Origin of the sequence: Candidatus Ornithobacterium hominis (assembly GCF_900538215.1) — a bacterium.
Taxonomy (GTDB): Bacteria; Bacteroidota; Bacteroidia; order Flavobacteriales; family Weeksellaceae; genus Ornithobacterium; species Ornithobacterium hominis.
In genome coordinates, this window is sequence record NZ_UNSD01000009.1 from 12,884 (window position 1) to 37,076 (window position 24,193).

A 24,193-nucleotide genomic window follows, 5' to 3' on the forward strand; every position below is an offset into this window, starting at 1 on the left:
GATTGCTTAATTTAAATCTATCTTTGCATTATGGCAAAAAATAAAGCTTGGATTATTGAAGACGTCCACCTTTTGACGGCAGGGGCTAAAGGTGCTGCAATTGCAAAACCCGAAGGGCAAAAAACCATCATGGTGCGCAATGGCGTTCCTGGAGATGTGGTGGATGTACGAATTGTGAAAAAGAAAAAACGATTTCTGGAAGGGAAAGTGGTTTCTATAAAAAAAGCTTCTGCTGACCGAATTGAGCCAAATTGTCAACATTTCGGAATTTGCGGTGGCTGCAAATGGCAAAATATGACATATGAGAAGCAACTTTTCTACAAAGAGCAAGAAGTCCGTGACCATTTGGAGCGTATCGCTAAAATACAACCAGAGGAATTTTTACCGATTTTGGGCTCTGAACAGCAATTCTGGTATCGTAATAAAATGGAGTTTTCATTTAGCAATCAGCGTTGGGTGACTGAGGAAGAAATCAAAGAAAAAGGTGAAATTGAGAACCGTAACGCTTTGGGATTCCATATTCCGGGGATGTGGAACAAAATTTTGGATATAGAAAAATGTTGGCTACAGGAAGAGCCTTCTAATCAAATTCGTAGAAGTCTGAAGGAATTTGCTGATGAGCAAGGATTAGCTTTTTTTGACCCCACGGAACAAAGCGGTTTACTGCGAACGTTGATGATAAGGATGACGACAACGGGGGAAATCATGGTGTTGGTTCAATTCTTTGAAAATCAACCAGAAAACATTCAAAAAGTTTTAGGTTTTTTGAATCAAAAATTTCCTGAAATTACTTCTCTGCTATACACTATCAACCCAAAAGGCAATGATTCCATCTATGATTTGGAAATATTAAACTTCAAAGGTCAAGATTTCATTACAGAAGAAATGGAGGGTTTGAGATTCAAAATCGGCCCCAAAAGTTTTTATCAAACCAATCCTCAGCAAGCTTTGCATTTGTATCAGATTACACGAGATTTTGCTGGCCTAGATGGATCTGAGATCGTATATGATTTATACACCGGCACGGGAACTATTGCTCAATTTATTGCTCAAAAAGCAAAAAAAGTTATTGGCGTAGAGTCTGTGCCAGAAGCTATTGTCGCAGCTAGAGAAAATGCGGCGTTTAATCAAATTGATAATTGTACGTTTTACGTCGGTGATATGAAAACTGTTTTTACCGATGCCTTTGTGCAAGAAAATGGATATCCTGATGTGATTGTGATCGACCCGCCGCGCGATGGTATGCACCCCAAAGTTGTGGAAAATCTTCTGAATATTGCTCCAGAAAAAATCGTCTACGTAAGTTGTAATACTGCAACACAAGCGCGAGATTTGGAGAAATTAAAAGAGAAATATACCCTAAAAAAAGTTCAACCAGTCGATATGTTTCCGCAGACATATCATGTAGAGAATGTTGCTTTATTAACTTTAAAAAAATGAGAGTATTAATCCTATTTTTTATCAGCCTTCTATTTTTTTCTTGCGAAGAAGAAGACATTTGCATAGAGGGTTCAACGCCGAGACTGGTTATAGAAACGGTGAGCACCAGCCAAGCTCCTATCTCGGTTGATTCTGTTCAAATTTTTAGAAATCAAGGCAATCAAGATTCTATGATTTATAAAGGCACGTTGAGTCAGCAGTATAAAATTCCTCTGTTACTGAAAGAAGCACCCTTTACTAAATTTACCTTTAAAATTTATCGAAAAAATCAAATCATTCAAGATGAATTCATCGTAGGCTACAATTATAAATTAAATTACATTTCCAAAGCCTGCGGATATCGCGTTTTGTATGATTCCTTAAATGTTAAATTCAAGCCAAACTTCTTTAAAAAAATTGAAGTTTTAAAACCTGTTTTAGACCATGAAGCAGCTCCTCATCTCCGCTTTTCTTATTAGTCTTCTTAGCCCGATGTTGGCACAAGAAATTAAGAGCCCCAAGCCGATTCCGTATCAGATTTTTATCGGAATAGATTTGCTCAATCCTGCTATTCAATTTTTGAGTGATAAAAAAGGCTATGAAGCCTCAGTTTCAGTCCCAGTTTATAAAAAATGGCAAGCTATAGCAGAGGGCGGCTACGAAGAAAATAAATATGAACATAACAGCTGGAATATTGATTTAAGTGGTTTTTTTGCACGTGTGGGCTTTGACTGGTATGTGGATTCCGACCACAAAAACTTAAACAACGGCTACTACCTTGGCGCACGTGTAGGCTACAGCCCGTATCAACTAAAAATCAACGAATTCCCCATTAAAAATCAAGGAGGCGAGGTCTTTTCTATGCCACTAGGCGAGGTTTCTTCACACGCGCTTTGGGTAGCGCCCGTGGTAGGTGCAAGAGTAAATTTGGGCGATACGCGTTTTTATGTCAATTCAAATGTGCAGCTCAATATACTAGCAATGGATTTGAATGAAAAGAATTTTGATGCATTTGCCATCCCAGGGTTTGGGAAGAGTAATAATGGGCTGAATTTGAGGGTTCTATGGAGTTTTGGGTTTATTCTTTAATATTTTTTTAAGGCTTAAAAAAAATTTAATGAAAATAATTGGAATCACAGGAGGCATCGGCTCGGGGAAGACAAGGGTTTCTAAATTCATTACCGAAGCGGGCTATCCAGTTTATTTTGCAGATGACCGTGCGAGGGAAATCATGAATGAATCAGAAAAAATTAAGGCTTATTTAATTAAAGAATACGGCAAGGGAATTTATATAAAAAATCAATTAAATCGATCTCTTTTGGCTTCTATTGTTTTTAAAAAAAATAAAGCCTTAGAAAATTTAAACAAAATTGTGCACCCAGAGGTTTTCCTTGATTTTGAGCGGTGGAAAACACAGCAGACACAGGAATTTGTATTTAAAGAAGCTGCAATTTTATTTGAATCAGGTTCTTACCGTTTTTCTGACTTTAATGTGACGGTAGAAGCAGATGAAGAGTTAAGAATTGAGCGGGTGATGCGGCGAAATCACTTTACCCGTGCACAAGTCTTGGAACGTATGGCAAATCAATGGAGTAGCCAACAAAGACAAGAAAAAGCGGATTATATTTTGTGGAACAATGGGAGTTTAGTAGATTTAGAAAAAGTGACGGGTGAATTTTTGCTTTTTTTGAGTAAAAAATGGAATTAAAAATATGAAAAAAAGAATTTTCAAAATATTAATCGTTTTAATGACAGTTTCTATTCTTGGGCTGGGAATTGTGCAGATGTACTGGCTAAACCAAGCTTTTGATGCTAAAGAAAATGAGTTTAATAGCCGACTGTATAAGGCGCTGGAGGAGACTGTGCAAATCATCAACCAAGAGGAATTAGACCAATATTATCGTTTTTTTGAAAAAACAAGAAATACGCTACAAAAGGCAGATCCGAAATCTCAGATTATTTCATCTCAAATCGAGAGTGACTCGGCCAGAGTCAAGTATGTTTACATGGCACGCATTATGGTAGATAAAATTCAAGTTCCGCTGAGCGGGAAATATCATGATTCGCTGAATGTGACTGAGCTTTACTCTTCTGACAAAACAATGCGAATCAAAAAAGATAGTTCTATGAAGGGCTTCCAACCACTGCCAGTGGATTTGAATTCAGAATTCTCTGACGGGAGCTATACAATAGAGCGATTTGCACGTGTAGATGCAGGGAATAAACCTATTTCAAAACGAATAAATTTGGCACATTTGGATTCTGTTTTTAATAGAAAATTAATCAAATGGAAGGCTGAAACGCCTTTTTCTCTTGCCGTTATTGATGCTAAAAATAATGAAACTGCCCTTGAGAGGGGGGGATTCCAGAAAAGGGAAGAAAACTTCCAAACAGCTCTGTTTTATGACAGAAATAATGAGCCAAATTATTTGCTATCAGTCTATTTACCAAACAAAAAGAACACGATTTTCTCTACATTTTCAGCATTATTTATTCTGACGGTCTTATTTACGCTCTTCATCATCGGGGTCTATATTTTTTCTATTGTCATCATGATGAGGCAAAGAAAAATTTCGCAGCTCAAAACGGATTTTATGAATAATATGACGCATGAGTTTAAAACACCAATAGCGACTATTTCTGTCGCAGCCGATGCATTAAAAAGCCCGTCTATTATCAAAAATGCAGAAAAAATTAAGTACTACGCTGGGATGATAAAAAATGAAAACCGCCGCATGAATCAACAAGTGGAAATGGTGCTAAGAATGTCTCAGCTAGAACGTAGAGAAATGAAAATGGATTTGGCCAAAACATCGCTGAATAAACTCGTGCAAGAAAGCGTGGAATCAATTCGCTTGATTGTAGAAAACAGGAACGGCACAATTTTTGAAAAATATGATTCTAATAAAGATGAGTTGTTCGTTGATACATTCCATATGAATAATTTGGTGCTGAATGTTTTAGACAATGCTAATAAATATTCACCAGAAGCTCCACAAATCTCAATTCAGACGTATAACGAAAATAAATTTTACGTGATAAAAATTTCTGACAAAGGAATTGGAATGAGTAAAAGTGTTCAGAATAAGATTTTCGAAAAATTTTATCGAGAGGAAACTGGTAATATTCATAACGTAAAAGGGCATGGGCTAGGACTTTCTTACGTCAAATCAATTATTGATATGCATGATGGCGAAATTATTGTAGAGAGTGTAAAAGACAAAGGAACATCTTTTTATATAAAATTACCTTTAAACTAAAAAAATGGCAGTAGAAAATATAAAATTATTACTAGTTGAAGACGACCCAAGTTTTGGCACAGTGCTAAAAGATTACTTGCAAATCAATGATTTTGATGTGACTCACGCAATCGATGGTGAGGAAGGTTTATATTTATTTGAAAATGAAAAATTCAATGTAGTTATTTCTGATGTTATGATGCCTCGCATGGATGGATTTACCATGGCTAGAGAAATGAAGAATATTGATTCTGATATTCCAATCATATTCTTGACGGCAAAAAATATGCGCGAAGATGTCTTAAAAGGGTACAGATTAGGTGCTGATGACTACATTACTAAACCCTTTGACTCAGAAGTTTTGTTGTATAAAATCAGAGCAATCATTCAGCGAAATGGCATCAATGAAGAGAAATTTAATCAAGACGAATTCAAGATTGGCAATTTTGAATTCAATGCTAAGCTACGCAGCTTAAATGTGAATGGGCACGAGTATAAACTCTCACCCAAAGAGAACGAATTGCTACGGATGCTTTGTGTTTTTGAAAACGATTTGATGCCTCGAGAAATCGCCCTGAATCGAATTTGGAATGAGGATAATTACTTCACTTCTAGAAGCATGGATGTTTATATAGCTAAACTAAGAAAGTACTTGAAAGATGACCCTAGCGTAGAAATAACCAACATTCATGGAGAGGGCTTCCGATTGGTTTCAGAAGAATAAAAATTTTTAAAGCCTTATAAAAAACTAGGAATAACTGAAAGAGTATGATATGATAGTTTTTATTAAATCTTTATTCATATCTACCCCTTCGGCGGTATTCCTTGATTTTACCCCAATCTAAATTCAGCTTAAACCGAATACGCTTGAAGTAATTGCCTGGCAATATTGGCTCAAAACCCAAGCTACTTTGCACAGGGAAGTATAATTCCAAAAAATCAGGGATGATTTTAATGCTAAGCCCTGTGTTGTAGACAAAGGAAGAAGGCTCTTGTCTATTTTTGTATACTCCAGCATCTGCATAGGCTTCAAACCATCGCCAAATGGGGTATTCAAAATTTAGTGCAGATAAATATTGATTGGCCGTTACATTAAAGTTTGATTTAAATCCACCTTCCGCCAATACAAATTGCTGATGAAAGATTCCATCGGTATCAGACCTTCCCAATAAATTGAAACGATATAAGTAATCGGATACATGGTCTAGACCAAAATCATAAAATGTGGTTTCTTTCAAATTATGATTGAGGAAAATACCAGCAAAAAGCCGAACGCCCAAACGTCTATTTTTACTAAATCGATAACGGTAGTAGAACTCGCCAAAAAGTTTTTGAAATTTATTAGACCCTTGCACAAAAAAATTTGCCCTTCGCTCATGAATGATATGAAAGTTCCAATAATCGTAACCTATGTTTAGTAAACTGTAGTGTTTTAATTCTCTCTGTATCGGGGTTGGATTTTGTGGCAAATTTCTTCTGATGTCATTGAAATTCAAAATTAGGCGATGGCGGTTCAGGCTACGAAATGGCGATCGAAAAAGCAAAAGACTTCCTAAATTGTATTTGAAATAAGCTAAATTTTTGTCAAAATGATTGTACTGAAGTCCGCCCCAGAAACTCCATTTGCGCACCGTGCCGCCATTAGGGAATATATTATAAGTAGCTTGAGTTCTCCCCGTAAGTTTCGTTGTGCCAAAGCTATACTCAGGATGAACATCAAACTCAAAAGCTTGAGACATAAGCGTTTCGTTACTAAAATTAAAGCCTAGCTTAAATTTATCATAATTATCGAAATTCACACTCGGTGTAACGAAAATCTGCTGATACTGTGGAGTTTTTATATCCGTCAAGATACCCCATTTTATTTTTCGATTCAGTAGATGCTTTGTATCATAGAAATTTTGAGCATAATTATATTCCGGTAATGGCAAATCATCATTTAAGCTAAATTTTGTAATTCCCGAGTCAGCAATAGATAGACTCAAATACTTTTGTGGAGAACGAAACCATTCCGTATAAATTTTTTCATCATTTTGATTATACCCATTTAGCCTAAACGGGCCTGAATATTCAGAATTATTGTCCACATGTAATTTTAGCTTTCCACCCTCACGTTTTACATTTGAAATGGCAAAATCAATTTTTTTATTTGTATGAATTAAATCCTCAAAAAACCAAGATAAATCACGGTGTGTATAGGCTTCAAAAAAGCTTTGAATATCCTGAGGCTCTAATAATTTATTGAACCGAATATTCAAAAAAGCTTTCAAGAGTTCATCCATTTTTTCTTTCCCGATGTATTCTTCTAAGTATTTAAAGGCTAAACCACTTTTGTAGTAGCTCACAACTCTCTGGTTCTCATTACCTAATAAGTCGTAGGGCGTAGTAAGTGGCTGGTCGTAATTCTCTTGCAAACTATTTTTATAGAAGAAATAAAAGCGATCTTTGAACTCAATTTTTGAAGCCTTAAAAAAATCTAAGGGATAAAATTGAAATAAATGAATGTCTCTCAGTAAATTCCCTGCAATGGGCAGATGTGGATAATATTTTTCTAGAAAACGTATTTGCAGATAGGTGCTCAATCCATTTTTAATCCAATGATTTGTTCGGTTGTTTACATGAATGCTACGCTCTGTGTAAGCTGAGAATAGCACAGGTAAAATCTGAAGAGCTATTTGCGTGTCATCATCAAAGATTTTATACTTCCCGAGCAGCGGTATCTTCACATCATCTACATAGTTATAGCCAATTTTTTCAGCCAAGCGGCGAGTTATGAAGACTGGCTCTTTTAGCGGCTCAAAAAATTGATTTAGAAATGAAATTTGCCTTTCTAAATGTTGTGTTACCTGAGGTAAATCGGCTGAATCTATGGGGAAACCAATGATTATTTCTGACGATTTTGTTTTTATAACTTTAAATTGCTCTTCTGGGTGAATTGCAACTTCAAAAAAGGCTCGTTCATTTCCCAAATAAGTTTCATCGTCGATTTTCCTTAGATTGGTGAAAACCTTCGTCCCCTTAGGTTTAATGAAACTCAACGTATAATTTGTTTGGTTGGCGGTAAGCGATTCGAAATCTTTAAAAAACTGCTCTAGCACCTGCCCATTTTCATAAACAGCTGGCTGCAGAAATAAATATTTGAGATAAATATTTCCGTTGGAATTCCAGCCATAGCCAGTGAAAATGTCTCGGGGAACTTTAAGGTCATAAATAGCTGTAATATTCGTTCTCGTATCAGCTTTTGCTGAAACTTTTACCAATTCAGAATTCACGTACTGAAAAGGAATTTCCTGATTTTTATCATCAAAAAAGCGTAAGTTTTTGATTCCTCCACGATCTTTAACTTTAGAAAAATTAAGTTTATCATCACGCGACATTAATTTTATTTCGCTCAAAACTGAGTTTGGCCAATAAGCATTGGCCCAAGCATAGAAATGAAAAGCTTTTGCTTGAGGTTCTAGAGTGAAATTCTGTTTTACCTTAAGGGTAGTTCCTTCATTTTGAGTAGAATCTACGGCGAAATGAATCTTAACTTCATCTATCTGAGCAAAAGATGAAATTGAGAGAAAACTCAACAAGCCTGATATAAAGAGATGAAACTTTAACATTATTTAGAACCTATTTCTTTTAAAAAAATACCTGCTTGGCTTATATTTTGTATCATTTTTTTCAAATGAGATGGAATGAATTGTTTTTGATGATGAAATATACTTTAATTTTTTTAATTCTGATCATTTTTTTTGCTTGTGAGTCAAAAAGTGAAGAGTTGATCGTGTCTAAAACCAATACTTCTATGAGTACCAAGAAGGATGTAAATGCAAAGATAGAAGATGAAGATAATGATAAGATTCATTTTCAAGATTCAAAAATCTGGCAAGGTCGCTACTCTGGTATTCTTCCTTGTTCAGACTGTGATGGTATAGAAATCATTATTTTTTTAAAGCCTAAAAAAAAATATACACTGCAGATGAGCTACCTCAATTCATCTGAGCCAAAAGTGAAAGAGAAGGGAAGTTTCAGTTGGTTAGACGCTAATAATATTTTATTTGATAATGAAGAAGCAATGGAATTTATGGTAAGTGAAGACCGCTTGTGGCTATTGAAAAGCAAAAGGATTCCAGCAATGAAATTAGCTAACAATGCACAATACATTTTACAAAAAAATGAAAAGCCTTAGAAAATTTCTGTTATTTTCAGCCTTGGCTATCATAGCTTCTTGCAATCCCAAGGGAGAAGCAGAGACTACAGCCGTAAAACTGGATACATTGGCAAACGGTGAAATCATTGACGGTTCTAAAACAAAAAATGTATTGTCTTGGGCGGGAGATTATGTAGGCAATATTCCCTCTGCCAGCAGTATTGGAATGAAAATGAAGCTATCACTCAGTGCCTTTGGTAAGTACAATTTGGAAATAAAAACACTGAACGACGACCCTAAAGAAAATAAAATCCATCGTTATCATGGTAAAATTAAATGGCACAAAGATAGTACAACGCTTTCTTTGGTTGGTTTTGATTCATTGTCTAATAAATTCAGGTTGAATGAAAATGAATTGATTTATCTCAACCCTGATGGCACACCCAATAGCGGGAGTTTGGCTGAATTTTATAGGCTTAAAAAAGTTGTAAAATAGATTAGTTCTTTCAAGCAATAGTGTCTTAGAATTTCTTTTCTTACATTTGCCTTTGATTTTATTTGATTTTATGCAGAATATAGACAGTACACAGCTTTTACAGGAAACACTCACCTCTACAGCACAAGAAGTTTCGATTTACGAGATGATAGGGCAGGGAGGCTGGTTTGGTAGCACTATTCTTGTGATTCTTTTCATCCTATTTCTTTTCGCTATTTATCTATTTGTAGAGCGTTATTTATCCATCAAAAAATCGTCTCACAGCGACCCCAATTTTATACACAACATTCGAGATTTGGTGCACGACGGGAAAATCAATGCTGCGGTAGAACTTTGTAGGCGCACCCACACCCCCGAAGCTCGAATGATTGAAAAAGGGATTTTACGCATCGGTCGGCCACTCAAGGAAATCAGTGATTCTATTGAAAACAGAGGGAAACTAGAAGTTTATAAATTAGAAAAAAATATCAACTATTTAGCTACGATCTCTGGAGCGGCTCCCATGATTGGATTCTTGGGTACAGTGGTAGGGATGATTATGTCTTTTGCTGAAATTGCCAACACACCAGGTCAAGTAGATCCTAAACTTTTAAGCTCAGGTATTTATATCGCAATGTTTACCACCGCAGCAGGTTTGATTGTAGGCATTAGTGCTTATCTTTTTTATAATTTCTTAGTAATGAAAGTGAATAAATCTGTTCATCAGATGGAATCAACCGTGACAGATTTCTTGGATGTGTTGAATGAACCCATAAATTAAGATAATGGATTTAAGCAGTAGAAATAAAATTAGCCCAGACTTCAGCATGTCTTCGATGACAGATATTGTATTTCTGTTATTGATTTTTTTTATGCTAACCTCCACCATGGTTTCCACCAATGTCTTAGATTTGACTCTACCCCAAGCCGATGGCAATGCCGTAGGAAGCAATCCTGTTGTGATAAGCATTGATAATGATAGCCATTATTTCTTGGGCAAAGAACCTATTCTAAAAGAAAACTTAGCTAAAATTCTAGCGCAAGCTTTAGCCGATAAGACTGAAAAATCTTTCATCGTACAAGCAGAAGAAAATACAGCAACTAAAGAAGTCGTTTACGTTATGGATATTGCAAATAAAAATCAATATAAAATGGCACTAGCCACAAAACCAAACCAAGAATGAAAAAGGAAAATTTCCAAATAAAAAGCATGAGCATCGGGGTGACAGCAACTGCTGCCGTCTTGGTAATTTCATTGCTTTTTCTTTCTTTTTCTTTTGAAGTAAAAAAAGAGGTAGCTCCTATGCTGATTGAACTTGATTTGAGCGAATCAAATTTCGGGAATCAATCTCATGGGAATACGGCTGTAGAGCCCTTGCCATCAGAAGCTGCAAATATTGAGCCCCTTACCAGCTCCTCTAAAGCAAAGACCGAGACACAAGAATTTAATCTTGAATCTCAGGCAAATACATCTGCCCCAAAGATTCCACCGAAAACTGAAACAACTACTCAAAAGTCTTCAACTCAATCAACTCAAAAGTCTGAAACACAAGCTGAAAAAGCACCACAAGGCGATGCTCGAGGGAAGTCAGCCTTAGAAAATATCTTAGCTGGAAAAGGAAGCCAAAAAAGTAGCGGAGAAGGAAACGCTTCGCAAAATGGAAATGTGGGTGACCCGAAAGGAAATTCTGACCAAGGAGACCGCATCGGTGAAAACTGGAAAACTCGTGTGCCAGCCAATCAAGATCATGATTGCCAAGCTAGTGGCACTGTGATTGTGGACATCGTAGTCAATAGCCAAGGTTTAATAAAAAAAGCAACTCCACGACTTTCCTCAAGCGATTGCCTTGCTCAAACGGCTAAAAGTTTGGTTCTGCAATACGTTACAGCATACCCAGGGAAAGATAATCGCCGTGGCTCTTACCGTGTAAACTTGAAGTAAATGACTTACGCAAAAGCTATCGATTTTCTTTATAACGATTTGCCAGTGTATCAACATGCTGGCGTAGTAGCTTACAAACCCAGTTTAAAAAATATTATAGAACTCTGTGAAGCCTTAAAAAATCCTCAAAATCAGTGGAAAAGCGTTCACATTGCTGGCACCAATGGCAAAGGTAGCACAGCGCATATGCTTTCATCAGTTTTGCAAACGGCAGGCTACAAAGTCGGCTTGCACACTTCGCCACACTTGGTTTCCTTTACCGAGCGTAATAAAATCAATGGAGTTGAAATGAGCGAAAGCTTTGTCGCTACTTTTGTCAAAAAAAATTTAAGCCTTATAAAAAATTTGCAAGCTTCTTTTTTTGAAGTGGTGGTCGCGATGGGTTTTGATTATTTCGCTCAAGAAAAAGTAGACATTGCCATCATCGAAACAGGACTCGGTGGGCGATTGGATGCCACCAATATCATCAATCCAGAAGTTTCTGTGATTACGAATGTTGGGCTAGACCACGTAAATATTTTAGGCGAAAGTTTAGAACAAATTGCACAAGAAAAAGCTGGGATAATCAAACCTTATACGCCCATTGTCATTGGCGAGAAAAGAGAACAGCTTATTGAAATTTTCCAATCCATCGCAAGAGAAAAAAAAGCTGAAATGCACTTCCCGCTTGATTTGCCTTCCAAAATTGATTTAGATTTAAAGGGAATTTACCAAAAAGAAAATGCAAAAACTGTTTTAGCTACTTTAGAGATTTTGAATCAAAAAGGTTTTTCTACTACTCCAGAAAATATTTCTAAAGGCTTAGAAAATGTTATGAAAAACACGGGTCTACAAGGGCGGTGGCAAGTAGTACAGAAGAAGCCTTACATGGTTTTAGACACGGCACATAATGCAGATGGCTTTAAGCAAATTCAAAAGCAATTGGAAATTTTTAAAGGCTTAAAAAAAATTTTTGTTTTAGGTTTTGTTGCTGATAAAAATGTGAAAGAAATTTTAACATATTTGCCTCAGAATGCCACGTATTTTTTCTGTGAACCTAACATTCCAAGGGCTTTAAATTTAATGGAGTTAAAAAAAATAGTTCCCTCAGGCATCGAGGCTTATTATTTCAATAATTTAGAAAAGGCTTTTTCTGCAGCGGAAAAAATAGCAAATGCAGAGGATTTTATTTACATTGGAGGGAGTAACTTTATTGTCGGGGAATTTTTAGAAAACTACCCAAGAGATTAATCTTATTTTTTATTTCCTCAAAATATTTTTTATTTTAGGGTTTGATTTAAGCGTTTGCTTAAATTTTGTATTAAAAAAAATTTTAGGTGGATTCTTTAATTTGGAAATTTATTGGAATAAATCATAAAACAAAAGTCAAAAAACACATCAGTCAGATTCCAAAATTAAAATAGACTCAAAGAATATTTATAATGATGCTAAGTAGCTTTTCTTTAAAAATCACTTTTATTTATTTTATATTCAGTTCAATTGTTTGGGCAGAAATTCCAGTTAAAAATTATTCTAAAAAAGCACTTGCTTATCATGACACGGTGCAAGGTGTTTATGCAAAATTGCGTCAAGAATTATCTGAAATAAACATCGGGGCACAGAAACCATCTTTCAATGGATCTGTGCTGGTGGCACACAAAGGGAAATTAATTTTTGCTGATTCTTATGGAGTTTCCAACCGCAGTATTGGGCTAAAAAATACGCTTGACACCCCGACACAAATTGCTTCTATCACCAAGACTTTTACGGGGACTTCTATTCTTTGGCTCGCTGAGCGTGGTTTTCTAGATATTCAAGATCCTGTGCAGAAGTATTTATGGGAATTCCCGTATGCGAACATCACGATAGAAAATTTATTGTCGCATCGCTCTGGTTTACAAGATTATATAAAATATTCTTTTAGTTACTGGAATTCCAATGACCCGATGTATAATTCAGAACTTTTGAGTTTACTTTCTAAGAAAAAATTTCGTCTACTCTTTACCCCTGGAGCCAAGTTTGATTATTGTAATACCAATTATGCTGTCTTAGGTTTATTGATTGAGCGAATTTCTGGGACATCTTACAAGAATTTTCTAACGCGTTATATTTTCAATCCTATCGGGATGGAAAACTCTTTTGTATATGATCCTGCAGAAGAATTTCAGGGTTTATATGCGCGTAGTTACAAATCTAATTTCAGTGATTTCCCCAACACGCATCAAGACGGAGTTTATGCTGATAAAGGTATTTTCACTACAGTCAATGATTTATTCAAATGGGATCGTGCTTTGCATAATCATGAGTTTCTGAAAGAAGAAAGTTTAGAAGAAGCCTTCACCCCTCGCAGTAGTTGGTCTGTCAAGAAAAATTATGGTTTGGGTTGGCGTATTAAATGCTACCCCAATGGTGAAAAATATGTTTACCATACTGGCTGGTGGCATGGCTATCAGGGTATTTTTTCTAGATATATCAAAGATGATTTTACCATTATCATTTTATCCAACCGCTACATTAGTGGAATTTCTGACAATGCAGAAGAAATGTATAATCTAGCACAAAAACATCTAAATTTAACCCCTATGGGCTAATATTTTTTTTGAAATTAGAGGTTTTTTTATGTTTTTTTCCTAAATTTGACATTAATTATAGAATAGAGCAATGATAGTTTTTTCAAACTCAAATCGTAGCAATCTTAATTTTTCTTCTATTTAGAAGGGGCAAGATTCTTTGCGTTTGAAGAACTTTTTTTACCTCTTGTCCATTTAAGGCAAGAGTTTTTTTAGCTTGTTTAATTTAAAAAATTATATATACTTATGTGTGGAATAGTTGCTGCTTTTGATTTGAAAAGTTCGAGCCAAAGTTTAAGAGAACAATTACTAGAAATGTCTAAATGTGTACGCCATCGGGGGCCAGACTGGAGTGGAATTTATAACGATGAGAATACCATTATTGCACACGAGCGCTTGGCTATTGTAGACCCAGCATCAGGCAAACAGCCTTTGGTTAGCCCAAATGGAAATTTAGTACTTGCAGTAAATGGGGAAATATACAATCACAGAGCTTTGAGAAAACAATTTCCTGATTATTCTTTTAAAACAGAATCTGATTGTGAAGTAATTCTACCTCTTTATCAACAGAAGGGAGCTGCATTTCTAGAAGAACTAAACGGAATTTTTGGTTTTGCGCTTTATGATAAAGAAAATAATTCATATCTCATTGCGAGAGATCATATGGGTATTATTCCGTTGTATATAGGCTGGGATAAGAAAGGCACTTTTTTTGTCGCTTCTGAACTGAAAGCGCTGGAGGGTTATTGTCATCACATTGAAGTTTTTCTTCCAGGGCATTATCTAGACAGTAGAGAGGGCGAAATCAAGCAATGGTATAAAAAAGCTTGGCGAGATTATGAGCAAGTGAAAGATAACGAAACAGATATTGCTAAAATAAAAAAAGGCTTGGAAGATGCCGTGCATCGTCAGCTAATGTCTGATGTGCCCTATGGTGTCCTTCTATCAGGCGGGTTAGATTCTTCCATCATTTCTGCTATTGCCCAAAAATATGCGGGGAAAAGAATAGAAAGCGATGATGCTGAACAAGCTTGGTGGCCACGTTTACATTCATTTTCTATAGGGCTAAAGGGTTCTCCTGATTTAGCTGCGGCACAGAAGGTAGCTGACTACATTGGCACCGTGCATCATTCGATAGAATTTACAATTCAAGAAGGTTTGGATGCAATACGAGATGTGATTTATTATTTAGAAACTTACGATATCACCACAGTCAGAGCCAGCACACCAATGTACCTGATGGCACGTGTCATCAAATCAATGGGAATTAAAATGGTACTTTCTGGCGAAGGTTCAGATGAGATTTTTGGTGGCTATTTATACTTTCACAAAGCACCAAATGCCAAAGAATTTCATGAAGAAACCGTTCGGAAATTAGATAACCTCTACAAATACGATTGCCTACGTGCCAATAAATCATTAATGGCTTGGGGGATAGAGGGGCGAGTACCTTTCTTGGATAAAGAATTTATAGATATTGCTATGAATATCAACCCAAAAGATAAGATGATAGATGGTGAACGTATGGAGAAATGGGTTTTAAGAAAAGCTTTTGAAGCGGATTTACCCAAAGAAATAGTTTGGCGACAAAAAGAACAATTCTCTGACGGTGTAGGCTATTCTTGGATTGATTCTTTGAAAGAAATGGTCAATGAGAAAGTGAGCGATACCGATTTGGCTCAAGCAAAACATCGTTTCCCCACGCAGACGCCAACCTCAAAAGAAGAATATTTCTACAGAAGTATTTTTGAAGAACATTTCCCATCAGAGAGCGCTGCGCTTACGGTTCCATCAGTTCCATCAGTGGCCTGCAGTACGCCGACAGCACTCAAATGGGATAAAGCTTTTGAAAATATGAATGACCCAAGTGGGCGTGCCGTTTCTAAAGTTCATGCTGATGCCTATGAAAAGTAAATGATAAAACACATTTAAATTTAAAAACAGTAAAAAAGCAATTCAAAAGATGTAATTTAATGTTTATAATCAACAAGTTACAAAAAATGAATCGCTTATTTGCAAAATTAAATAAAAGTAGAGTTAGAAAATCAAGAATGAATATTCAAAAAAAAAGTCATTTCAAAATATTTTGAAATGACTTTTTAGTTAATGATAATTAACCTTTTGCCATAAACTATTCATAAACAATATCAAACCCGTGGTATGTTATAAAACGAGATTGATTTTTTTAGGTTATTAATTAGAACACGAATTTATCAAACTATTGAATTTTTTAAGGCTTATAAAATTTATTGTTTATTCATTCTTTTTTGTCGTCGCTTCAAAACTTTAGAAACACTTTTTTTCATTTTCTCTTCGGAGCTCAGGTAGAATTTGGGTATATTTAGGTGATATTTCACAGAAAAGTGACGTGTAAAAAAGACCATAGCCACTGTAAATATTTGTAAAAAAACGTTTTCTGTGCCCAAGATCGGAGATAACCCAGCAAAGAATGTACCTCCAAGAATGCAGGCTGTGGCATAAATTTCTTCTCGTAGAACTAATGGGACTCGATTGACTAAAATATCTCGCATGATACCACCAAAGCAGCCCGTCATTGTGCCCAGAGTAACGCAAATGGCGGGGTGTAATCCTTCTGCAATGCCTTTCTCTACCCCGACGATGGTAAATAAGCCTAGCCCGAGCGAGTCGAATATAAAAAATGTTACCTTAAAATTATTTTCTATCGATTTAAATATCATGGCCAAAATAGAACTCACAACGATGACTGAAAACATCCTCATATCATACATCCAAAAAATAGGTGCATCTATCAGCAAATCTCTGATTGTGCCCCCACCTACAGCTGTAGCGAAGGCAATGATGAGGACGCCAAAGGGATCTAGCTTATTTTGCATGGCAGCAAAACTCCCCGACATGGCGAAAGATATGGTGCCCAAAATTTCTATGATGGTAGAAAAGGGTACTTTCCCTATATTTGCTTGTAGCAGTAATAATTCCACAAAGCAAAGATGAATCATCTTTCGTTTTTTGCCAAAATTTTACGCCTTTAAGTTTTAAAATATTTTATGTTTTTTAGTAAGAAAAAAAAAATTAAGCCTTTAGAAATTTCGTTGCTCAATTTCAATCAAGAAATTTTTGAGTCAGAAGAGCCTATATTGTTAAACTTCTATGCAGACTGGTGCCAGCCTTGCCAGGTGATGAAATCTTTGGTTTCTAGGTTAGCCAAAGAGCGCGGTGATTCTCGAGGGAAGATTTGCAAAGTAAATTTGGATGCTAATCCACAAATTGCTTCCATGTTTGAAGTTCGTTCGGTGCCTAATTTATTATTTATTCACAAAAAGAAAGTCCATCTAAGGCAAACAGGCTTATTGCCTTATGGTGAACTTTCTGATATTTGGAATCAGTTTTTGAAAGATTTAGATGATGAAATTATAGTGTAAATCCATCTCTTAAAATCGCATTTTTTTTGATGACCATGATGCCATCTACAATTTTGTATTCATCGGTTTCAATTTCGCCTTTATCTTGGAATCCGTATAAATTCACATCATTCCCGATTCTCACATTTTTGTCTACAATCACATTATTGAGGTAGCAGCGTTCGCCCACCCCCACAGGAGGGATTCCTTTGAAGCGATTTTCTTCAATTTCCTTCAAAGTTTCATAGTAGTCGCTACCCATCAGGTAAGAATTGACAATGGTAGACTCAATACCGATTCTTGTACGGATTCCTACGACGGTGTTTTCTAAACGGCTGGCGTACACTATTGCGCCTTCAGACAAAACTACGCGCTCTAGCGTTGTGCCCACGACTTTTGCTGGGGGTAACATCCTGGCGTGGGTATAAATTTGGGACTCATTTTCGTATAAATTGAATTGAGGTAAATTATTGGCTAAATCTAAATTCGCCTCGTGAAATGACTTGATCGTCCCAATATCTGTCCAATATCCTTCAAATTGATAGCTGTTGACTTTTTGGTTTTCGATGGATTGCGGAATGATATTTTTACCAAAATCTGTCCCGTCATTTTCACTGAGAAGTTTGTACAGAATTTCTTTGTTAAACAAATAAATACCCATAGATGCGAGATAATTTCGCCCTTGAGCTTTCATTTCATCACTTGTCTCAGACGACCAATCTTTTAACTCTTCAGCAGAAGGTTTTTCTATAAATGAGGTAATACGATTCTCTTGATTTGTTTTCATAATGCCAAAGCTGGTAGCCTCTTCTGCTTTTACAGGAATAGTAGCAATGGTCAACTCCGCATCATTATCCAAGTGATTTTTCAACAAATCTCGATAATCCATTTGGTAAAGTTGATCTCCACTCAAAATCAACATATAGTCAAAGTCAATCGATTTGTAGTGGCTTAATGATTGCCTTACAGCATCGGCCGTACCTTGAAACCAGTTAGCGTTTTCAGTTGTTTGCTCAGCGGCCAAAATATCTACAAAACCTTTGCTAAATAAATCAAAAGAAAAAGCATTTTTCACATGACGGTTGAGCGAAGCAGAGTTAAACTGCGTGAGTACAAATATTTTGTTTATACCAGAGTTTAAGCAGTTAGAAATCGGAATATCGACTAAACGGTATTTTCCGGCTAAGGGAACGGCTGGCTTTGAGCGCTCACAAGTAAGTGGATGTAATCTTGTACCTCTACCGCCGCCTAAGATTAAAGCTAATATTCTTTTATGGTCCATGAGATTTTTATTTAGTTGATAAGATCTTGGTATAAATTTATGTATTTTTCTGCGGATTTTTGCCATGAAAAATCCTTTTTCATATTATTTTTTTTAAGGCTTAAAAAATTTTTTTCATCCTCATGCAAATACATCGCACGCTGGAAGGCATGTAATAAATCTTCCGAAGACAAATGAATGAATCTGATGCCTGTACCGCCTTCATCTCCAAAGTCAATAATGGAATCCAGCAAACCACCCACAGTCCTTACCATTGGTACGCCGCCATAGCGCAGGGTATAAAACTGATTGAGCCCGCAAGGTTCAAAACGAGAAGGCATTACCATAAAATCTGAACCAGCATACACCAGCCGAGCGAAGGCTTCGTTGTAACCAATGTAGGTGTTGTAACGTTCATCTAAGTAATTATTCATCTCCTCTAGCCCAGATTCCATTTCTAGGTCACCACTACCTACAACTAAAAAGTTTATAGGTAAATCAAAAATGGAAATTGCTTGCCATATCGCATCAGCTAATACATCTACTCCTTTTTGGTCTGTAAATCTTCCGATGAAACTGATCAAAGGGTAATCGGGATTAAACCCATACTTTCGGCACAGATGTTCTTTATTTGCAGCTTTGCCTGATTTAATGTCTTTTACCGTATAATTTTTGACTAAATTTTCATCTGTAGCTGGGTTCCAAACTTGATCATCTATTCCGTTCAGAATTCCTAAACATTTTGATGCTTCTTGCCGAAATAAATCATCTGTGGAGCGACCTTGAGACATTAGCTCTTTCATATACTGCGGGGAAACCGTCGTCACACGCCAGGCACATTTGATGGCAGATGCCATAGCATTTAAATCATTATCCCATACCAATAGCGGGAATTGCCAAACATCAAACCAAGGTAGGTAATCTGCCATATTTTTACCCATAATGCCTTGGTACTCCCCATTATGAATTGTGAAAACACTAGCTATTTCTCTAAATTTAGGAAACTGGTGGCAATACTTCATCATAAAAGGAATAAACCCTGTATGGTAATCATGGCAATGAATCACGCCAGGCAACGCCTTCCATTGATGAATCCAGTTTAAAACTGCGGTCTGAAATGCGATATAAAAATGGTAATCATCATCATAACCATACGGCTGATGGCGATGAGAGAAACCTTCTATCTGAACTAAATACAAAGGAAAATCTAAATCATCATTTTTGAGAATAGTCACATCCAGTAAAGATTCACCAAAGGGCAAAACGGCTTTGTGATCAATCGTTAAATCATGACTTTTGGTAAATTGATTGTAAATATAAGGCATCACCACCATAGCTTCGGTGTCTTTTACTTGATTGAGGTATTTGGGCAAAGCTCCCACAACATCTCCTAAACCACCAACTTTGGCAACGGGAAAGCATTCGGCAGAAACGTGAACGATTTTCATTTTAATTTAAGTTTTACTCTCTAAATATATAATTTTTCTGTCAGAATTTCATATTTGTAGGATTAAAATTTTATGCTTTATTTTGCTTGAAAATGAAAGTTTTAAATCCCTCAAAAGTTTTAGCTAATATCCTATAATCATAAACTGGTCACAAAGTCGGGGCAGATAAGGTTTCGATTAGTTACAGCGAATAACTTCGTTCTACTTATTTTCTGAAGTTGTTTGAACTGATAAAACTGTGGCCTTTCTTTCAATTCTATAAATAGCTGATGTTCAGAATCTATTGATTTGAGATAAAAGTATTCTGAACTTGATATTTTTTATAAATTCATTCAAAACTATTTTGTAACTTGCCTCAAAGTTGATTATTGTTGTATTTCATTGGTAATCAATTTTATATGTTAGACTTTAATATTTTGAGTATTTTTTTATAAGGCACTACGGGGGGTATAAATAGGTGAAAACTTAAAAATATCATCATCAAACCTTGTGCTCCAGCAATCATCCATCTAAAATGATGAAAGGAGGGAAGCAAAAGAGAATGCTAAGAAGGAAGAAATAATTACAGAAGATACAATTATAAATGAGTGCAAAACCAAAATACATCAATAGAGAAATAACGTGGCTGAAATTTAACGCACGTGTTTTACAAGAAGCTCGAGATAAATCCGTTCCATTATTGGAGCGGCTGAGGTTTCTTGGGATTTATTCCAATAATTTAGATGAGTTTTACAAGGTGCGTTATGCCACGGTTTTGAGAGCCTTGCAGCTGGATCATGCTGCTTATTCTAATATCATAGAAGAGCAATCGCTAAAGAGTCTTTTGAATGACATTCAAGATGTAGTAGAAATGCAGCAGAAATCATATGACGATACATATGAGCAGATTTTGAAAGAAATGGAGCAGGAAAACATCTATTTTTTGGACGATACAGAAGTTGAGGAAAATTTTGCTGAATTTTTGGATAATTTTTATCAAAATAAGCTAAGTCATACGATTGCCATTTATTTATGGGAGCCTAATATTGAAAAAATTCCAGAGTTGAGAGATGAAGCTAACTATTTGGTGGTAAAATTGGGGAATAGAAGAGATGAGAAACCAAAGTCTGAAAAATTTATAAACAAAGTGAAAAAATGGTTTTCAGCAGAGGTTAAGACTTCACCAACATCTTCTAAAGAAAATACGTATGCTATTATTGAAATTCCGACCCATTTATTTTCCCGATTTGTTGTTTTGCCTAAAAAAGACGGGAAAGATTATATCATTATGCTAGAGGATGTGATTCGCTATAAATTGAAAGAAATTTTTGAAATTTTTGAATTTGAAACGATTGAAGCACACTCTTTTAAGGCTTCAAAAGACGCCGAATTAGATTTAGACCAAGATGTACAAAGAAGCTTTATGGATAGGATTTCAAGAAGCGTGGAGGGGCGAAGAAGAGGTGAGCCAGTAAGGTTGGTTTATGATAAAGATATAGCAGAAGATACCCTCGATTACTTGAAGAAAATCCTTCACATCGACCGCTACGATAGTTTATCGCCAGGCGGTAAATATCACAATAAGAGAGACTTTATTGGTTTCCCTAATTTAGGTAAAAAGCATTTAGAGTACGAAAAAATAAAGCCTTTGGTTCCGCCCGCACTGAGAAATGTGAAAAGTTACATCAGAGAAATAGAGAAAAGAGACCACTTGATTTATGCTCCATATGCTGATTTTTCGATTTTACTTAAATTTTTGAGGCAAGCAGCGATAGACCCCAAGGTAGAATCCATTAAAATTACAGCCTATCGTGTAGCGAGTGAATCGCAAATTATGAGTGCACTAGTCAATGCAGCCAAAAATGGAAAAAAAGTAACAGCCGTTTTGGAACTAAGAGCACGTTTTGATGAAGCAAATAATGTTAATTGGTCAAAAATCTTGCAAGACGAAGGCGTACAAGTTATTTTTGGCGTTGCAGATTTAAAGGTTCACTCAAAAATTGGCCTAGTAACTTATCGAGAAAATGAGGAAAAGAAAAGAATCGCCTTCATCAGTACTGGGAACTTTCATGAGAAGACAGCCCGTATTTACACCGATTATACACTTTTGACCTCTCACAAAGAAATCAGTGAAGAAGTAAGTGAAGTTTTCGATTTCTTTGAATCAAATTATAAAGTAAAAAAATACAAGCATTTGATTCTTTCGCCACATGAGATGCGATATAAAATTGAAGAAAAAATCAACAGAGAAATAGAAAATAAGAAAAAGGGATTTCCAGCTCAGATTAATATAAAAGTAAATAGCTTATCTGATAAAAAAATGATAGATAAGCTCTACAAAGCAAATAAAGTAGGGGTAGAAGTCCGCTTGGTAGTAAGAGGAATCTGTTGTTTAATTCCAGGAATTAAAGGCTTGAGTGAAAATATAAAGGCAATAAGTGTTGTCGATAAATTTTTAGAACACCCGAGACTTTATTGGTTTAAGAATGGAGGAGAAGATGAGGTTTACATCTCCTCAGCCGATTGGATGCCAAGAAATATAGACCATCGTGTAGAAGTCGGATGCCCGATTTTAGATCCACAACTGAAAAAAGAAGTTATGAATACATTTGAATTATCTTTTACCGATAATATAAAAGGACGAATTCATAACAACACCTTAGATGAAATTTATCAAGAAAATGAACTCCCGCCAAATCGATCTCAAGTAAGCATTTACAACTATTACAAAAACTTATACCAATGAAAACATCCAAATTAGCCGCCATAGATATTGGTTCAAATGCCGTTAGACTTTTAATCAACACCATATATGATGACGGAAACAAAACAACATTTAATAAAACATCCCTAGTTCGAGTCCCCATAAGACTTGGGCAAGACGCTTTTTTAAACGGAAACATTAGCAAAGCAAACGAAAAAAGACTACTAAAAGCGATGAAGGCATTTAAATTGTTGATGGATGTATATCAAGTAGAAGATTACAGCGCTTTTGCAACTTCTGCCATGCGGGAACTTACAGAAAATCAGGAAATTGTAAAAAAAATAAAAAAAGAATCAGACATAGAATTACAAATCATAGACGGGAAAAAAGAAGGACAAATTATTTTTGCAACAGAATTAAAAGAATACGTTCATGATGAAAACAACTATCTTTACATTGACGTCGGCGGCGGAAGCACAGAACTTACCCTTTTAGCATACGGTAAAGTTGTTATCACAAAATCATTTCCAGTAGGAACCGTTCGTTGGCTAAACGGAAAAGTAGGAGCAGATTTCTTAAAAAATGAAATTCGCCCTTGGGTCAAGAAACAATGTAATAACATAAATAATATAGAGTTAATAGGCTCAGGAGGAAACATCAACCATATATTCAAACAATCAGGAAAGAAAAAAGGAGAACCCTTATCATATGCATACTTAAACAAACAAAAAAAGATATTGAGTGCTTTAGACTTCAACGACCGATTGACATTATACAACATGAAACCCGATAGAGCAGACGTTATTATTCCCGCATTAGAAATTTACACCAATGTAATGCGTTATGCCAAAGCAAAGAAAATCCATGTTCCTAAAATCGGTCTAGCCGATGGAATGATTCAATATCAATATCATCATCAGAGAAAAAAATAAGCCTTAAAAAAAATAACATCAAGCTAAATTTTCTAAGGCTTAGAAAAAATAGGAAGAGAAAAACCGTTCATAATATAGTCAAAACGTCCACCATGCGAGCGCAAATTCATCATTAATAGAGATTAGTTATAATATCATTCAATATATTAAGTAGGATAATCAAAAAAAATTCAATTATATCCATCTGTAAATCAACCAATTACAATTTATTTAAAAAAAAATTACAAAAAACAGGGTAAAAAATTTGGAAGGGAATAAAAATAGTATTTATATTTGCGGTCCTTTTGAGAGAGAGAGTTATTTGAAGGTTTGATAAAAAAAGGATAAATTTTTTTGGATTAAAAGAAAAAGAATTTATATATTTGCAGCCCTTTTAGGGTAGAGGAGTTCATAAAGATAGAAATAAGATACAAATTAGAAGACAAAATAAGCAAAAGAAGCCAAGTGTCAATTTGATGAGTTTGGGGATAGCTTTTCAGTTATAATTATTATTTAAGACATTAGATAATTTAAGGAATAACAACGGAGAGTTTGATCCTGGCTCAGGATGAACGCTAGCGGGAGGCTTAACACATGCAAGCCGAGGGGTATTTAATTTTCGGATTAGAGAGACCGGCGAACGGGTGCGTAACGCGTATGTAACTTGCCCTTATCGGGAGGATAGCCCGAGGAAACTCGGATTAATACTCCATAACAATAATTATGGCATCATAAATATTTAAAAGAT

Annotated in this window: 21 protein-coding genes and 1 rRNA gene; 18 read left to right on the forward strand and 4 right to left on the reverse strand. The window is 35.7% G+C overall.

Features of this window, described 5'->3' with window-relative positions; all coding sequences use genetic code 11:
• Window positions 1-30 precede the first annotated feature (30 nt).
• The 6 genes from rlmD to D5J18_RS08655 are packed head-to-tail and all read left to right on the forward strand — an operon-like array spanning window position 31 to window position 5,382.
• Window positions 31-1,440 carry a 23S rRNA (uracil(1939)-C(5))-methyltransferase RlmD gene (gene rlmD / locus D5J18_RS08630; protein WP_119058610.1) on the forward strand — a complete coding sequence of 470 codons (1,410 nt, stop codon included), beginning with the start codon at window positions 31-33 and terminating at the stop codon, window positions 1,438-1,440.
• Complete coding sequence (locus tag D5J18_RS08635; protein WP_119058611.1) at window positions 1,437-1,898, forward strand: DUF6452 family protein; 462 nt, start codon at window positions 1,437-1,439, stop codon at window positions 1,896-1,898. Before rlmD ends, D5J18_RS08635 begins: the two co-directional genes overlap by 4 nt.
• Entirely contained in the window at window positions 1,864-2,508 is a 645-nt protein-coding gene (locus D5J18_RS08640; RefSeq protein ID WP_133298136.1) for a DUF6048 family protein, read from the forward strand. Before D5J18_RS08635 ends, D5J18_RS08640 begins: the two co-directional genes overlap by 35 nt.
• A 28-nt stretch (window positions 2,509-2,536) precedes the next feature.
• The gene (gene coaE / locus D5J18_RS08645) at window positions 2,537-3,127 is read left to right on the forward strand and encodes a dephospho-CoA kinase (RefSeq protein WP_133298137.1); all 591 of its coding nucleotides are present in this window, start codon (window positions 2,537-2,539) and stop codon (window positions 3,125-3,127) included.
• A gap of 4 nt (window positions 3,128-3,131) precedes the next feature.
• Complete coding sequence (locus D5J18_RS08650; RefSeq protein ID WP_119058614.1) at window positions 3,132-4,679, forward strand: sensor histidine kinase; 1,548 nt, start codon at window positions 3,132-3,134, stop codon at window positions 4,677-4,679.
• Between the two features lie 4 nt (window positions 4,680-4,683).
• Window positions 4,684-5,382, forward strand: a complete 699-nt coding sequence (locus D5J18_RS08655; protein WP_119058615.1) for a response regulator transcription factor — start codon at window positions 4,684-4,686, stop codon at window positions 5,380-5,382.
• A 70-nt stretch (window positions 5,383-5,452) separates the two neighbouring features.
• Here D5J18_RS08655 and D5J18_RS08660 read toward each other — a convergent pair whose 3' ends face one another.
• Window positions 5,453-8,266 (reverse strand): gluzincin family metallopeptidase, encoded by a 2,814-nt coding sequence (locus tag D5J18_RS08660; protein WP_119058616.1) that lies wholly within the window; start codon window positions 8,264-8,266, stop codon window positions 5,453-5,455.
• Window positions 8,267-8,451: 185 nt separating this feature from the next.
• Between D5J18_RS08660 and D5J18_RS08665 the strand changes: the two genes are divergently transcribed.
• The 8 genes from D5J18_RS08665 (at window position 8,452) to asnB (ending at window position 15,676) form a co-directional block, all read left to right on the forward strand.
• On the forward strand, window positions 8,452-8,835 hold the full coding sequence (locus tag D5J18_RS08665) for a copper resistance protein NlpE (RefSeq protein WP_165845001.1): 384 nt from the start codon (window positions 8,452-8,454) through the stop codon (window positions 8,833-8,835).
• Entirely contained in the window at window positions 8,822-9,292 is a 471-nt protein-coding gene (locus tag D5J18_RS08670; protein WP_165845002.1) for a copper resistance protein NlpE N-terminal domain-containing protein, read from the forward strand. Before D5J18_RS08665 ends, D5J18_RS08670 begins: the two co-directional genes overlap by 14 nt.
• 70 nt (window positions 9,293-9,362) lie before the next feature.
• A complete protein-coding gene (locus D5J18_RS08675; RefSeq protein ID WP_119058619.1) occupies window positions 9,363-10,052 on the forward strand; it encodes a MotA/TolQ/ExbB proton channel family protein in 690 nt (229 codons plus the stop codon).
• A 4-nt stretch (window positions 10,053-10,056) separates the two neighbouring features.
• Window positions 10,057-10,455, forward strand: coding sequence for an ExbD/TolR family protein (locus tag D5J18_RS08680; RefSeq protein ID WP_119058620.1), 399 nt, complete (start codon window positions 10,057-10,059; stop codon window positions 10,453-10,455).
• Window positions 10,452-11,213, forward strand: a complete 762-nt coding sequence (locus tag D5J18_RS08685) for a hypothetical protein (protein ID WP_119058621.1) — start codon at window positions 10,452-10,454, stop codon at window positions 11,211-11,213. The genes D5J18_RS08680 and D5J18_RS08685 overlap by 4 nt, the downstream gene beginning before the upstream one ends.
• The gene (locus D5J18_RS08690; RefSeq protein ID WP_119058622.1) at window positions 11,214-12,443 is read left to right on the forward strand and encodes a bifunctional folylpolyglutamate synthase/dihydrofolate synthase; all 1,230 of its coding nucleotides are present in this window, start codon (window positions 11,214-11,216) and stop codon (window positions 12,441-12,443) included. It abuts the gene before it with no gap.
• 191 nt (window positions 12,444-12,634) lie between these two features.
• The gene (locus D5J18_RS08695) at window positions 12,635-13,783 is read left to right on the forward strand and encodes a serine hydrolase domain-containing protein (RefSeq protein ID WP_119058623.1); all 1,149 of its coding nucleotides are present in this window, start codon (window positions 12,635-12,637) and stop codon (window positions 13,781-13,783) included.
• Window positions 13,784-14,008: 225 nt separating this feature from the next.
• A complete protein-coding gene (gene asnB, locus D5J18_RS08700) occupies window positions 14,009-15,676 on the forward strand; it encodes an asparagine synthase B (protein ID WP_119058624.1) in 1,668 nt (555 codons plus the stop codon).
• A gap of 332 nt (window positions 15,677-16,008) precedes the next feature.
• Here asnB and D5J18_RS08705 read toward each other — a convergent pair whose 3' ends face one another.
• Window positions 16,009-16,638: a trimeric intracellular cation channel family protein gene (locus D5J18_RS08705; RefSeq protein WP_375730856.1), complete on the reverse strand. Its 630-nt coding sequence runs from the start codon at window positions 16,636-16,638 to the stop codon at window positions 16,009-16,011.
• A 150-nt stretch (window positions 16,639-16,788) separates the two neighbouring features.
• On the opposite strand from D5J18_RS08705, the gene D5J18_RS08710 reads away from it, so the two are divergent.
• Window positions 16,789-17,163 (forward strand): thioredoxin family protein, encoded by a 375-nt coding sequence (locus tag D5J18_RS08710; protein ID WP_119058626.1) that lies wholly within the window; start codon window positions 16,789-16,791, stop codon window positions 17,161-17,163.
• Here D5J18_RS08710 and D5J18_RS08715 read toward each other — a convergent pair.
• Entirely contained in the window at window positions 17,153-18,424 is a 1,272-nt protein-coding gene (locus D5J18_RS08715; RefSeq protein ID WP_119058631.1) for a glucose-1-phosphate adenylyltransferase, read from the reverse strand. The two genes, D5J18_RS08710 and D5J18_RS08715, sit on opposite strands and share 11 nt — an antisense overlap.
• Window positions 18,425-18,435: 11 nt before the next feature.
• Window positions 18,436-19,851, reverse strand: coding sequence for a glycogen synthase (locus D5J18_RS08720; RefSeq protein WP_119058627.1), 1,416 nt, complete (start codon window positions 19,849-19,851; stop codon window positions 18,436-18,438).
• Window positions 19,852-20,434: 583 nt separating this feature from the next.
• Between D5J18_RS08720 and ppk1 the strand changes: the two genes are divergently transcribed.
• From ppk1 to D5J18_RS08735, 3 genes are all read left to right on the forward strand, one after another.
• Window positions 20,435-22,576: a polyphosphate kinase 1 gene (ppk1, locus tag D5J18_RS08725; RefSeq protein ID WP_119058628.1), complete on the forward strand. Its 2,142-nt coding sequence runs from the start codon at window positions 20,435-20,437 to the stop codon at window positions 22,574-22,576.
• Window positions 22,573-23,466, forward strand: coding sequence for a Ppx/GppA phosphatase family protein (locus D5J18_RS08730; RefSeq protein WP_119058629.1), 894 nt, complete (start codon window positions 22,573-22,575; stop codon window positions 23,464-23,466). Before ppk1 ends, D5J18_RS08730 begins: the two co-directional genes overlap by 4 nt.
• Window positions 23,467-23,985: 519 nt before the next feature.
• A 16S ribosomal RNA gene (locus tag D5J18_RS08735) occupies window positions 23,986-24,193 on the forward strand; the annotation flags it as partial.

What these genes read in the sequence shown, in the direction of transcription:
- rlmD (WP_119058610.1), top strand. Translation starts at nt 31, where the DNA reads ATGGCAAAAAATAAAGCTTGGATTATTGAAGACGTCCACCTTTTGACG.
- D5J18_RS08635 (WP_119058611.1), top strand. Translation starts at nt 1,437, where the DNA reads ATGAGAGTATTAATCCTATTTTTTATCAGCCTTCTATTTTTTTCTTGC.
- D5J18_RS08640 (WP_133298136.1), top strand. Translation starts at nt 1,864, where the DNA reads ATGAAGCAGCTCCTCATCTCCGCTTTTCTTATTAGTCTTCTTAGCCCG.
- coaE (WP_133298137.1), top strand. Translation starts at nt 2,537, where the DNA reads ATGAAAATAATTGGAATCACAGGAGGCATCGGCTCGGGGAAGACAAGG.
- D5J18_RS08650 (WP_119058614.1), top strand. Translation starts at nt 3,132, where the DNA reads ATGAAAAAAAGAATTTTCAAAATATTAATCGTTTTAATGACAGTTTCT.
- D5J18_RS08655 (WP_119058615.1), top strand. Translation starts at nt 4,684, where the DNA reads ATGGCAGTAGAAAATATAAAATTATTACTAGTTGAAGACGACCCAAGT.
- D5J18_RS08660 (WP_119058616.1), bottom strand. Translation starts at nt 8,266, where the DNA reads ATGTTAAAGTTTCATCTCTTTATATCAGGCTTGTTGAGTTTTCTCTCA.
- D5J18_RS08665 (WP_165845001.1), top strand. Translation starts at nt 8,452, where the DNA reads ATGAGTACCAAGAAGGATGTAAATGCAAAGATAGAAGATGAAGATAAT.
- D5J18_RS08670 (WP_165845002.1), top strand. Translation starts at nt 8,822, where the DNA reads ATGAAAAGCCTTAGAAAATTTCTGTTATTTTCAGCCTTGGCTATCATA.
- D5J18_RS08675 (WP_119058619.1), top strand. Translation starts at nt 9,363, where the DNA reads ATGCAGAATATAGACAGTACACAGCTTTTACAGGAAACACTCACCTCT.
- D5J18_RS08680 (WP_119058620.1), top strand. Translation starts at nt 10,057, where the DNA reads ATGGATTTAAGCAGTAGAAATAAAATTAGCCCAGACTTCAGCATGTCT.
- D5J18_RS08685 (WP_119058621.1), top strand. Translation starts at nt 10,452, where the DNA reads ATGAAAAAGGAAAATTTCCAAATAAAAAGCATGAGCATCGGGGTGACA.
- D5J18_RS08690 (WP_119058622.1), top strand. Translation starts at nt 11,214, where the DNA reads ATGACTTACGCAAAAGCTATCGATTTTCTTTATAACGATTTGCCAGTG.
- D5J18_RS08695 (WP_119058623.1), top strand. Translation starts at nt 12,635, where the DNA reads ATGATGCTAAGTAGCTTTTCTTTAAAAATCACTTTTATTTATTTTATA.
- asnB (WP_119058624.1), top strand. Translation starts at nt 14,009, where the DNA reads ATGTGTGGAATAGTTGCTGCTTTTGATTTGAAAAGTTCGAGCCAAAGT.
- D5J18_RS08705 (WP_375730856.1), bottom strand. Translation starts at nt 16,638, where the DNA reads ATGTCGGGGAGTTTTGCTGCCATGCAAAATAAGCTAGATCCCTTTGGC.
- D5J18_RS08710 (WP_119058626.1), top strand. Translation starts at nt 16,789, where the DNA reads ATGTTTTTTAGTAAGAAAAAAAAAATTAAGCCTTTAGAAATTTCGTTG.
- D5J18_RS08715 (WP_119058631.1), bottom strand. Translation starts at nt 18,424, where the DNA reads ATGGACCATAAAAGAATATTAGCTTTAATCTTAGGCGGCGGTAGAGGT.
- D5J18_RS08720 (WP_119058627.1), bottom strand. Translation starts at nt 19,851, where the DNA reads ATGAAAATCGTTCACGTTTCTGCCGAATGCTTTCCCGTTGCCAAAGTT.
- ppk1 (WP_119058628.1), top strand. Translation starts at nt 20,435, where the DNA reads ATGAGTGCAAAACCAAAATACATCAATAGAGAAATAACGTGGCTGAAA.
- D5J18_RS08730 (WP_119058629.1), top strand. Translation starts at nt 22,573, where the DNA reads ATGAAAACATCCAAATTAGCCGCCATAGATATTGGTTCAAATGCCGTT.